Source organism: Arthrobacter sp. BG5 (genome assembly GCF_056680155.1).
Genome location: NZ_CM155268.1, coordinates 2,079,354 through 2,091,394 on the forward strand (window position 1 = coordinate 2,079,354; position 12,041 = coordinate 2,091,394).

At 62.7% G+C, this 12,041-nt stretch carries 10 protein-coding genes; 2 read left to right on the top strand and 8 right to left on the bottom strand.

From position 1 onward, the window contains the following. Nucleotides 1-2,575: 2,575 nt before the first annotated feature. The 8 genes from AC1MBE_RS09600 to rpmH form a co-directional block, all read right to left on the bottom strand. Nucleotides 2,576-3,868 (bottom strand): ParB/RepB/Spo0J family partition protein, encoded by a 1,293-nt coding sequence (locus tag AC1MBE_RS09600; protein WP_479777680.1) that lies wholly within the window; start codon nucleotides 3,866-3,868, stop codon nucleotides 2,576-2,578. A gap of 68 nt (nucleotides 3,869-3,936) precedes the next feature. Beyond that, the gene (locus tag AC1MBE_RS09605) at nucleotides 3,937-5,004 is read right to left on the bottom strand and encodes a ParA family protein (protein WP_479777682.1); all 1,068 of its coding nucleotides are present in this window, start codon (nucleotides 5,002-5,004) and stop codon (nucleotides 3,937-3,939) included. Between the two features lie 85 nt (nucleotides 5,005-5,089). Further along, nucleotides 5,090-5,740 (bottom strand): 16S rRNA (guanine(527)-N(7))-methyltransferase RsmG, encoded by a 651-nt coding sequence (gene rsmG / locus AC1MBE_RS09610; RefSeq protein ID WP_479777684.1) that lies wholly within the window; start codon nucleotides 5,738-5,740, stop codon nucleotides 5,090-5,092. Between the two features lie 16 nt (nucleotides 5,741-5,756). After that, nucleotides 5,757-6,356 (bottom strand): Jag family protein, encoded by a 600-nt coding sequence (locus AC1MBE_RS09615; protein ID WP_479777686.1) that lies wholly within the window; start codon nucleotides 6,354-6,356, stop codon nucleotides 5,757-5,759. Continuing rightward, nucleotides 6,356-7,333 carry a membrane protein insertase YidC gene (gene yidC, locus AC1MBE_RS09620; RefSeq protein ID WP_479777688.1) on the bottom strand — a complete coding sequence of 326 codons (978 nt, stop codon included), beginning with the start codon at nucleotides 7,331-7,333 and terminating at the stop codon, nucleotides 6,356-6,358. Before yidC ends, AC1MBE_RS09615 begins: the two co-directional genes overlap by 1 nt. A 16-nt stretch (nucleotides 7,334-7,349) precedes the next feature. Continuing rightward, complete coding sequence (gene yidD, locus AC1MBE_RS09625) at nucleotides 7,350-7,757, bottom strand: membrane protein insertion efficiency factor YidD (protein WP_479777690.1); 408 nt, start codon at nucleotides 7,755-7,757, stop codon at nucleotides 7,350-7,352. After that, nucleotides 7,750-8,160 (bottom strand): ribonuclease P protein component, encoded by a 411-nt coding sequence (rnpA, locus tag AC1MBE_RS09630; RefSeq protein WP_479777692.1) that lies wholly within the window; start codon nucleotides 8,158-8,160, stop codon nucleotides 7,750-7,752. Before rnpA ends, yidD begins: the two co-directional genes overlap by 8 nt. A 42-nt stretch (nucleotides 8,161-8,202) precedes the next feature. Then, the gene (gene rpmH, locus AC1MBE_RS09635) at nucleotides 8,203-8,340 is read right to left on the bottom strand and encodes a 50S ribosomal protein L34 (protein ID WP_003800212.1); all 138 of its coding nucleotides are present in this window, start codon (nucleotides 8,338-8,340) and stop codon (nucleotides 8,203-8,205) included. Between the two features lie 465 nt (nucleotides 8,341-8,805). Between rpmH and dnaA the strand changes: the two genes are divergently transcribed. Further along, nucleotides 8,806-10,227: a chromosomal replication initiator protein DnaA gene (gene dnaA / locus AC1MBE_RS09640; protein WP_479777694.1), complete on the top strand. Its 1,422-nt coding sequence runs from the start codon at nucleotides 8,806-8,808 to the stop codon at nucleotides 10,225-10,227. A gap of 590 nt (nucleotides 10,228-10,817) precedes the next feature. Then, a complete protein-coding gene (gene dnaN, locus AC1MBE_RS09645) occupies nucleotides 10,818-11,942 on the top strand; it encodes a DNA polymerase III subunit beta (RefSeq protein WP_479777696.1) in 1,125 nt (374 codons plus the stop codon). Nucleotides 11,943-12,041 lie beyond the last annotated feature (99 nt).

Consider the following 12,041-nt stretch of genomic DNA (forward strand, 5'->3'; position numbering starts at 1 on the left):
GGGCCACGACCGCACACCCTAGGGGTCGTCCCCGAAACAGTAGTGACAACCCTCGCTCACCTTTCGCTCCCCGCGGCCACTTGCTCCCACAATGAGCAGGAAGTCGGCGGAAATTAACCACAGCGCGGGGATTTATGAAGCGCAGCCGGGTGCTCGCGTCTGCGCTTGCCGCACGCCGTACCGTTTCACGTGAAACAAACCGGGCGGGCCCCCGCAGTTCGCTGAACCTACCTCCAAGCAGCCGGCGATTCGCCCCCGCGCAGCCGGGTCGGGGCCCCCAGGGTCGGAGAGTAATCCACAAAGTTATCCACAGCGATATCCACTGGCTGACCCTGCCAAATCCGCCACGGTGGGAGAATCAGAGCAACGTCCCCGAAGCACCAGTTCGTGGTTCCAAGGGGGCAACATCTCTAATCGTTCCACGCGAACACCGATAGCCAGCTCACCGAAAGGGTGCGGGGTCGCATGGAATTCAAAGGGCTACGCAGCGTCTGCGGGCCAAGAGGCTAGCTCCTGCCTGCCCGCGGGCCCGGAGCCTGCGACCAGGGGTCGGGCGGCGTCCTCCGCCGAGAAGCCAGCGAGTGTCTGGCATCCAGCTAGAGCTGTGAAGAGGAGCTACCAGCGGCACAGTAGCCGATACCCGCTCGCCCAACTGCGCAGTGCACCAACGCGGAGGCCGCAGGAAGATATAGCCAACCGAGCGGCTAGGCGCATACCTGCCAGAAAGATATCCCCGGGGGAGCGGAGCCTTAGAGTCGCGGCATGCCCCTGTGGAAAGTCGGCATAGCCATCCGAGGAGCCGTAGAGGGGCCAAATACAGGATGACTCCACGACATCGATCTAGGGGCATGACCGAGGCACTGACGGGGGCGGCGCGGCCACTACGGCATCGAAGACTGTTGGCCTACTTTGCACAGTTTGTCTGGTGGCGGCGCGACCCCAGCGTCAAAGAGGTCCCCGGTCTGCCGCATCACCACGACCGTACAACAGGGCAGCAATCTGCCCGACGTCGGCACCTGCAGATGGTCTCGGTTCCAGCGGCACTTGCAAGACGCCCAGTGTCCGACAGCTCTCACTCCCGTCCACGTTTTCCGCCGGACCCCTTTCCTCCATGGATCATTACGACTCGTGGCGCCAGCATGCTCCGCAACGCACACGCCTCAAGCCCGAATCCGACGCTGCAACGTCCTCCGCTAGTGTCCGGCGTGAGCGGGAGAAGGAAATGGGCCGAAGACCGCGCGACCCGTCGGTGATCCTGACATCGGCCCGTGCGGCGTGAGGATGGGCAGAAGTTCACCTGCTCTTTTGACACGTATGGCGTCGTACTGGCCTGCCGAGGGCGATGCAGTGACCATACGGGTCTTCTCGAGTCTGTCATAGGGGAGGAATATCTGGCGGACACAGCACCGATTGACCGTACAGTTCAGTGTTTCACGTGAAACATACTGGGAAGGATGCCATCGACGGGGAGGAGCGCCCTTCACGACAGCCCATGCGCGGGCTTCAATCATCCATAGCACCTAGCGGCGGGTCATGCCGTTGGAAGCAGCTTCACCCACAATTGCCAACAACGTGCCAACGGGCGTCCTCCATAGAATCGGACTGGCGTCTCGGTGGTCACGGGGAGATGCCGTTCCCTACGGGCCTGCATCGCGGCGCGCAGCAGCCCCCGGGGATGCTGACCAGTCACGTCCAAGCCCGAAGACGCAAAAAGATGTACTTAGGTACACCCTGGGGGTCCTTCAATCTCCGCCGCATTTTGCCTCCGGTGTGCGTGCAGCTGTACAACCCGCCGAATCCGGTCAATGCAGGCCTCGGCGCGGGCAAGCACAGTGGTGTGGCCAAGTAGAACGAACGGGACGGTTGCGAGACAGTCAGCCGAAACGGGGGCAGGGACCCCTGCGCCGGGATCATTCGGCAGTTCTTCCATGTTTCACGTGAAACATGGAGTGAGATGGGGCTCTCAGGGACGGGGGAGGCGAGTACGGTGCTTAAAGGGCGCCCGTTCAGAGGGTCCCCGACGCGGCCTAGCGCATTCGGCCACTGCGCCTCGGCCCATCTCGCCAAACCTTGGAAACTTGTCCACGGAACGCGGGCGCAAGGCAGACTACGGGCCTACGGGTCTACGGGTCTACGGGTCCATGCCTTGGTAGAAGCCACATCGAGATTCGTCTAGCCCTCATACAGCCTAGACTGCCTCCTCGGCGTTCACAGGCCCCGCAAAGAGCACCGAGAGCCACGCTGGGGTCCGGCTGGTTCATAAGTCTAGACTGCCTCCGCAGCGCCCACAGGCTCCGCAAAGAGCGTCGAGAGGCCCCTCCAGGGCTGTGGTACCCCTCAATCAAGATGCGTGACCCACAGGCCGCAGATCACCGGCCGCGCAGTGCCGTTGGCCGCATGCTTCGTCAGAGAGCGGCATCGCCAGCGGCCGGTCCCCATATAGACCGAGCCGACAACGGCGGAACCGGCCCGGCTGAACCAACGCACCTTTTCGCGCATTTGCGGGCTTCAGAGCACAAAAAAACGGGCTCTGTTTCACGTGAAACAGAGCCCGTTTGACGAAGCAAGGAGTCTTTTAGCTGGGATTTCCCGGCGTGAGGACTTCCATAATGCGATTAAGGTCCTCCACGCTGGCGAATTCGATGCTGACGCGTCCCTTGCGGGCACCCAACGAAATCTTCACGTTAGTGTCCAGGCGGTCCGACAGGGACGAAGCCAGGTAATCCAGCCGTTCGTGGCGTGCACCCGGACGCGGAATGTTGTTCTTCGTCGGAGCTGCCGGGCTCTGGTAGAGCGTTACAGCTTCTTCGGTGGCGCGGACCGACATGCCCTCAGCCACGATCTTCTGCGCGAGGCGCTCCATCGCTGCTGCGTCGGGGAGGGCCAGAAGGGCGCGCGCGTGCCCGGCCGAAATAACGCCGGCGCCGACCCGACGCTGCACCAGCGGCGGCAGCTTGAGCAGCCGAAGAGTATTCGACACCTGGGGCCGCGATCGACCGATACGATCGGCAAGCTGCTCGTGCGTGGTCCCGAAGTCCTCCAACAGCTGCTGGTACGCCGCAGCTTCTTCGAGCGGGTTCAGCTGGCTGCGGTGGAGGTTCTCCAGCAGCGCATCGCGAAGCAGGTCATCATCGGTGGTATCGCGGACAATTGCGGGGATTGTCTCCAGGCCGGCAGCTTGCACTGCACGCCAGCGACGTTCGCCCATGACAAGCTCATACGGCTCGCCACCTTCTTCGGTTGAAGTTCGCACAACAATTGGCTGGAGGACGCCGATTTCACGAACCGAGTGCACAAGCTCTGCCATGTCGTCCTCATCGAAGACTGAACGCGGCTGCTTGCGGTTGGGGTGAATGTCCGACACCGCGATTTCCGCAAAACGGACGCCCGGAACCTCAACCAGGTCCACCCCGTTATCCGCGGCAGCGAGGTCGGCCGGGGCCGCGGTGTGTGCGTCGGCGTCGTCCGTGTCCTGTGTACCGGTTGTGGCTGTGGGTGTCTTGCGGGCGGGTGCCTTCTTGGCGGCAGCGCCGGCAGAGGCCGCCGGACCCGTCTCCTTGGCGGCTGAACTCTTGGCCGCAGTCCTGGCCGGAGCTGCCGGCTCGGCACCCGGGTCTGGAGCTGCGGTGCCCGAGAGCGCTTCCGGTGCGGAAGACGCCGTCGTCTTCTCTGCCGGGGCTTCCTGGGCTTCCGTCGTTTCGGTGAGGTCTTCCGTCAGCACCGCATCGGAGCTTCGCTTCTTGGCTTCCGGGAAGAACAGATCCACGGGCCGGGACGGCGCGGAACCGTTTCCGGAGGCGTTAGCCGAGGCGGAACTTGGAATCAGCGCGCCAAGTCCACGGCCGAGGCCGCGTCGCTTATCGCTCATGGATAAATCCCTCCGGTGGAAGAGCCCGGCAGACCGTGGCTCTGGCTAGTGCAATTGTTGAGAAGATTCTAACGTTCAGCAATTTCCGCTGCGGCTTCCAAATAGGAAAGAGCGCCGCTGGAGGAAGGGTCGTAGGTCATCACGGTCTGTTGGTAGCTCGGGGCCTCCGAAATGCGCACCGAGCGGGGAACCACAGCTCCGAGGACCTGCTCCGGAAAGTGTTCACGAACCTCTGCGGCCACCTGGGCGGCGAGGTTGGTTCGTCCGTCGTACATCGTCAGCAGGATCGTGGAGACCACCAGATCGGCATTGAGATGCTTCTGGATCATTTCAATGTTCTTGAGCAGCTGGCTCAACCCTTCCAGTGCATAGTATTCGCACTGGATCGGGATCAGGACCTCACTGGCCGCGCAGAAAGCGTTGACGGTCAGGAGTCCCAGGCTCGGCGGGCAGTCGATGAAGATGTAGTCAAGCCGTTCCTCGCCGTTCTTGGCGCGTTCCTTGGCGTAGACGTCGATGGCACGCCGGAGCCGCTGCTCGCGGGCAACCAAGCTGACCAGCTCGATCTCGGCGCCGGCCAGGTGGATCGTGGCCGGGGCGCAGATCAGCTTAGCGATATCCGGGCAGGGTGCCACAACGTCCTGCAGCGGCACGTCATTGATGAGGACGTCGTAGATGCTGTCGACGTCGGCGTGGTGTTCTATACCCAGTGCGGTTGAGGCGTTGCCCTGCGGATCGATGTCGATCACCAGCACGTTGAGGCCGGCGGCAGCGAGGGCCGCGGCAATGTTGACCGTGGTGGTGGTTTTACCCACCCCGCCCTTCTGGTTCGAGACGGTGAAGATGCGGGTCTTCTCCGGCTTCGGCAATTCACGGCCCAGCAGGCGTTCCCGGCGCTTGTTTTCGTGTGCCAGTTCGCGGGCAATCGGGCTGGAGTCGTCAATCGAGTCCAGGACGTTGGCCACCGATGAGCCTGAGGTTTCACGTGAAACGCTGGCAACCACCGGGGCTCCTGCAACCGATCCGGTTTGCTTGGCGGAAGAATTGTGAGCGAGGGCGGGCGCGGAAAAGGCCCGTGCGGACCCCAGGGACACAAACGGCGGAATCCGTTGTGTGGAGGCTTCGCTACTGCTCACTTGATACTCTCGCTCTCATTCGGCTCTTACTGCCGGTTACTAGCCTAACCTCTTACCCTGTAAGACCGAGGGCACCGGGCTGGTGCTACGCAATCTTTCGAGGCTTGTTCACAACGATTCGAACTACTGTTGTGGGTTCCTCGAGGAGGTCCTCACCGACGACAACGACGGAGGTCTCCACGCCGCCCAGCTTTCGGATCACCTTGGCGGCCTTCTCGATTTCCTCGCCGGCGCTGCGCCCCTTGATAGCGACAACCTCGCCTTTACCACCAAGCAGCGGAATGGTCAGTCCGGCCAGGTTGGAAAGGGCGGATACGGCGCGCGCGGTGACGACGTCGGCACTCACCTGTCCGACAGCCAGTTCCGCCCGGGTCCGCATCACGGTGACATTCTCCAGGCCCAGGTCATCAACCACTTCCTGGAGCCAGATCACCCGACGCTCAAGCGGTTCAATCAGGGTCAGTTCCAGGTCCGGCCGCGCGATGGCGAGGCAAAGTCCCGGGAGCCCGGCCCCGCTGCCGACGTCGGCGACGTGGCTTCCCGGGGCAATCTCACGTTCAATGACTGCGCAGTTGAGCACATGCCGGCTCCACAGACGCGGCACTTCGCGGGGGCCGATCAGGCCCCGTTCCGTGCCGGAGGTGGCCAGATGCTCAACGTAACGCTTCGCCAGCTCCAGCCGGTCACCAAAAATAGCCTCTGCGGCCTTCAATTCGGCCGCGTTAATCTCCACCATCAAGCTACCCTGCGGATCAGTCTGCGGAGACAACAATGTGGCGGTCGGCGCCTTCGCCTTCGGATTCGCTGACAAACCCGAGATCGGCCACGGCGTCGTGCACAATCTTGCGTTCATAGGCGCTCATGGGGGCCAGCGCCACCGCCGCGCCGGTCTCCTTGACCGAGGCGATCGCGTCTTCGGCGATCTGTTGCAGGTCACCGGCCCGGTCTGCCCGGTAGCCGTCGATGTCCAGCACCAGGCGGGAGCGGTTCTCCGTGGCGGAGAGCACTGCGAGGCGGGTCAGCTCCTGGAGGGCTTCGAGTACCTCGCCGTCGCGGCCCACAAGGTTCTCCAGGCCGGAGCCCTCCTCCTCGGCAACGATGGAGATGTAGGTGCGGCCGTTGCGCACCTCGATGTCGATGTCACCGTCGATGTCGGCGATGTCGAGCAGTTCCTCGAGGTAGTCCGCGGCGACGTCGCCCTCTTCCTCCAGCCGGCTCGCCGACGTACCCTTCGCGGAGCCCGCGCCGGCGTCCTCGGCCTCGCCGACGCCGTCCTCCTGGACACTGTCCTGGAAGTCGTCCTCGACGGGCGTCTCGGCGGAAATAGCGTGTTCGGTGCTCTCGGCAGACATTACTTCCTCTTCCTGTTCTTGCGCTGGGGCTGGACACGCTGGCTCTTCGCGGCGGCGACGGCGGCCGCAGCGGCAGCCGCTTCAGCCTCGGCGTCGGCCTTCTTGGCGCCCATCAGAGGCAGGGAAGGCATTCCCTTGGCAGCACGGCGCTCGGCGAGGGCCTTCGCGGCCGGGGATCCCGGCGTCGGCATCCGGCGGATGACAAAGAACTGCTGGCCCATGGTCCAAAGGTTCGTGGTGGTCCAGTAGATCAGGACACCGATGGGGAAGTTGATACCGCCGATACCAAAGACGAGCGGCAGGATGTACAGCATCATCTTCTGCTGCTTCATGAACGGGCTCGCCATGGCCTCTTCGGACATGTTCTTGGCCATGATCTGCTTCTGGGTGATGAACTGCGAGGCCGTCATCGCCAGGATCATCACGATCGAGAGTATCCAGACCGCCATCTGGTTGCCGCCGCCGCCGTGGAGCAGGGACGCCGACAGCGGGGCGCCGAAGATGCTGGACTCGTCGAACTGCACCACCTGGTCGTGGCTCAGGGCCCCGATGCCCTTACCGGTGGTCTTGGCGTTACTGATACCCGAGAGCACCTGGAAGAGGGCGAAGAAGAACGGCATCTGGATCAGCATCGGCAGGCAGGCCGAGAACGGGTTGGTGCCGTGCTTCTTGTACATGGCCATCTGTTCCTGCGCCATGGCCTGGCGGGAGAGCTGGTCGGTCTTGCCTTTGTACTTGTCCTGAAGCTTCTTCAGATCCGGCTGCAGCAGCTGCATGCCGCGCTGCGCCTTGATCTGCTTGACGAACACGGGAATCAGTGCGGCACGAATGACCAGCACCAGCCCGATGATGGACAGCGTCCACGTCCAGCCGTTGGCGGCCGGGAGGCCGATGGCGCTCAGTCCATCGTGGAAGCCCACCATGATGATGGAAACCAGCCACTTGAACGGAAACATGATTGTTTCAAAGAAGTCCATACGATATCCCTATTCGTCAGGCCGCCGAGCGGCCTTCTCCATCAGACTGAGCAGCCAGGTACTTGTCCGGGTTGTTCAGTACAACAATTCTGGGGGTGTGGCCTTCGGGCCACTCCCGGTGCCCGGCGGGGACATGGTCCACACCGCCGGAATTCCATGGGTGGCAGCGCGCGAGGCGCCGGGCTGCGAGCCAGCTGCCCTTAACGGCGCCGTGCACCGTGACGGCCTCCAGCGCGTATGCCGAGCAGCTGGGGAAAAAGCGGCAGACCTGTCCGTACAGCGGGGAAACCACTTTGCGGTACGCCATCAGTAACACGATCAGGACGTTGCGGGGCAGGTTCCAAATCGCCCGGCCCAGCCAGGTTGCGGCGACCTTGTGGCGGGAGTCAGGAACAGGGACGACGGCGGCAGTTGAGTTACGCACGCGGGGTCCCTTCCTTTGTTGTCTCGTAAGAAACTGTAGAAGCGGCCTGTGGAAGGCGGCTGCCCAACCGTTTCATGGTTGCCTCCAAAGCAGCACCATAGTCGCCCAACAGATCATCCCAGCCGGCAGCTGCCGCGGCGGGCAGTGCCCGGACCACGATAGCGAACCCGCTGGGATATTTCTGCAGCGACAAGGCGCCGGCTTCTCTTAGTCTCCTCTTAACGAGGTTCCTGACAACAGCGTTCCCAACACTCTTGGAAACGATGAAACCGATCCGGCTTGGTTCATCGGCAGCGAGAGCTGCCGTATATAACACTAAGTTCCGGCGTCCATTGCGGACGCCGGAACGTACAGTTGTTGAAAAATCGGTAGGGGTCCTCAGACGGTTCCGGGTGGCTAGCACCGTTCAACTCGCATAGGGATGGTGACCGACGAGTCAGTTATTTTAGGCCGACAGCTCGGTGCGGCCCTTGCCACGACGGGCTGCCAGGATGGCACGGCCGGCACGGGTACGCATACGAAGGCGGAAGCCGTGCTTCTTGGCTCGACGGCGGTTATTCGGCTGAAAAGTCCGCTTGCTCACGTTAGTTACTCCAGTGGATCAAAGGTGCGCCCACCCGATCAAAAAAGGGGAAGAACTGGCCGACGCTAAGTTTTGTATGTGCCGCCTCCCTCGACTCGCAAGACGCAGGCGTCGGGGAGAGATTCAATGAGGCGAAAAGCGGACACAAAGGACTTCACAACGTTAGGGGAAAAACGCCCCCAGAGTCAAACCGGGGGCTGTCCCGCCGCTTGTCCCCAGCTGTGGTTAACCGGGCCGCCTGCGTGTGGATGAAGTGCGTCACGTGCCCCGATTTCGAACCACACCCGTGTAATTATCCACAGGGCTGATCCCAGCTATCTTCTAGGCTTTTGATCCCCTAGAGTGTCCCAGTAGCCGATTATCCACGGACTGTGCACAACCCTGTGGATTATGGCGGGACCAGCAGTCTGGTTCGGTCTTGTGGCTGCAGGAAACGCAGGCAAGCAAGGTTTGAGGAATTGATTGATGACGGTAGACGAAGCCAACCACGCGAACACCGTCGGAAGTTCCTGGCGGCGGGTGGTCAGCCTTCTCGAGAACGACCACCGGGTGACACCCCGGCAGCGCGGCTTCGTGATCCTCGCCCAAGCCCAGGGCCTCATCGGCTCCACCCTGCTGGTCGCCGTACCCAATGAACTCACCCGTGAGGTGCTCCAGACGCAGGTCAAGGAAGCCCTCGACGACGCCTTGCGGGATGTCTTCTCGGACGAGATCCGCTGCGCGATCGACGTCGACACCGACCTGGTGCCGCTTCACGTCGAAACGGAACCCACCGCTGAACTTTCCCTGGTTGCCGATCCATTGGTGGAGCTGAAGCCGCAGCCGATGCTGCCGAGCACGTCCCATGAATTTGGCCGGCTGAACCCGAAGTATGTCTTCGACACCTTCGTGATCGGTTCCTCCAACCGCTTTGCACACGCGGCCGCCGTCGCCGTCGCCGAAGCGCCCGCCAAGGCCTACAACCCGTTGTTCATCTACGGCGACTCCGGGCTGGGCAAAACCCACCTGCTGCACGCGATCGGCCATTACGCCCGCCGGCTCTACAGCGGCATCCGGGTCCGCTACGTGAACTCCGAGGAATTCACCAACGACTTCATCAACTCGATCCGCGACGATGAAGGCACCAGCTTCAAGACCACGTACCGCAACGTGGACGTCTTGCTGATCGACGACATCCAATTCCTGGCAGGCAAGGACCGCACGCTGGAGGAGTTCTTTCACACCTTCAACGCCCTGCACAACAACAACAAGCAGGTCGTCATCACCTCCGACCAGCCGCCCAAGCTGCTCGCCGGCTTCGAGGACCGGATGAAGTCCCGCTTCGAGTGGGGCCTGCTCACCGACATCCAGCCGCCGGAACTGGAAACCCGCATCGCGATCCTCCGCAAGAAGGCGCTGAGTGAGGGTCTTTCCGCCCCGGACGATGCCTTGGAGTACATCGCTTCGAAAATCTCCAGCAACATCCGCGAACTCGAAGGCGCGCTCATCCGCGTCACGGCGTTCGCGAGCCTAAACCGGCAGCCGGTAGACGTGGCACTGGCCGAGATGGTGCTCAAGGACCTGATCACGGACGACGGCGCCCAGGAGATCACCTCGGCGCAGATCCTCACCCAGACTGCCGACTACTTCAAGCTCAGCATGGAAGAACTCTGCAGCAAGTCCCGCACCAGGACCCTGGTCACCGCCCGACAGATCGCGATGTACCTGTGCCGGGAGCTCACCGACATGTCGCTGCCCAAGATCGGCCAGGAGCTCGGCGGCCGCGACCACACCACGGTGATCCACGCGGACCGGAAGATCCGCGAGCTGATGGCCGAACGCCGCGTGATCTACAACCAGGTCACCGAGCTGACCAACCGGATCAAGCAGCAGCAGCGCAATTCCTGAGGCTCGCCGCCGCGCACTCTTACCTTATTAACAGGGGGCTGTGGACAACCCTGTGGATAGTTAAGGGGACAACCGCGGTTAATGGGCTTAAAACCCTTAAGGCGCCTGTGGATCGGCCAAACGGCCAGAAAAGTTGTCCCCATCCACACCCTGTTTAAAACCTGCTCCACCCACAGTCCATGAACAGGGCTTAACCCCGGAACCGCACGGCCAGACCGAGTTATCCACAGTTTCCACAGCAGTTATTAACACTACTAATCCCAAGAAAATGAAATTCCCTCAAACAACAGTTTCTTGCCGACCCACCCCCGGCCGCCCCGGACCCTGCTGAACCGAGGCAGCGGAACCCCGTCTGGAACCACATGGGTGTAACCCGGGGATGGGAGAACTCGGATCTTGGGGCTAAGCTGTCTGCAGTGCGTCCGTCCCGGACATGTTTTGTGATTCCGACCCCTGCGCCGGGGACCGGTGGCCAGGACACCTGGGATGAATGCACTTACCTTTTTGGCGGAACCGGCAGTGCGTCCGGCACCGCCATGGCCCTGTGAGTTTTAGCTTTTGTCAGCAGCAATGAAAGGCGGCACCCTTCCGTGAAGTTCAGAGTCGAACGGGACGTCCTGGCCGAAGCCGTGACCTGGACCGCCCGGTCGTTGTCTCCGCGGCCGCCTGTTCCCGTGCTTTCCGGCCTGCTCCTCAAGGCAGAAGCCGGCACCGTCAGCCTCTCGAGCTTTGACTACGAGACGTCGGCCCGCCTGGAAATTCCTGCAGACATCACCACCGAAGGCACCATCCTGGTTTCCGGCCGCCTGCTCGCCGACATTTGCCGCAGCCTGCCCTCCGCCCCGGTGGAGATCGAAACCGACGGCAACAAGGTGACCCTGACCTGCCGCCGAAGCAGCTTCCACCTGGCCACCATGCCCGAAGCGGAATACCCGCCGCTGCCGGCATTGCCCCCGATCAGCGGCACCGTTCCGGGCGACTCCTTCGCCCAGGCCGTGTCCCAGGTGATCATCGCTGCCAGCAAGGACGACACGCTGCCCATCCTGACGGGTGTCCGGATGGAGATCGAGGACGATCTCATCACCCTGCTGGCCACCGACCGCTACCGCCTCGCCATGCGCGAAGTACCGTGGAAGCCGGCAACCCCGGGCATCTCCACGAGCGCGCTGGTGAAAGCCAAAACGCTCAACGAGGTCGCCAAAACCCTCGGCGGCAGCGGTGACATCAACCTCGCCCTCGCCGACGACGACAGCCGACTGATCGGTTTTGAAAGCGGCGGCCGCACCACGACGTCGCTCCTGGTCGATGGGGACTACCCAAAGATCCGCTCGCTGTTCCCGGATTCCACGCCGATCCACGCCACCGTGCAGACCCAGGAACTGGTCGAAGCCGTCCGCCGCGTCTCGCTTGTAGCCGAACGCAACACCCCGGTGCGACTCGCCTTCACCCAGGGCCAGCTGCACCTCGACGCCGGAACCGGAGAGGACGCCCAGGCTTCGGAAGAGCTCGAAGCCCAGCTGACCGGCGAGGACATCACCGTCGCGTTCAACCCGCACTACCTGATCGAAGGCCTGAGCGTCATCGAGACCAAGTTCGTACGGTTCTCCTTCACCACGGCGCCGAAGCCGGCGATGATCACCGCCCAGCAGGACGCCGACGGCGATGACCAGGACGACTACCGCTACCTGGTCATGCCCGTCCGCCTGCCCAACTAGTCCCTACCGCCACCCTCGCCTCGCAAGCTCGGCCAGGGAACCCTGGCGGCGTGGGCCCAGGCAGTTGTTGTCGTTCTGGGCCCCAAAACGACAACCGAC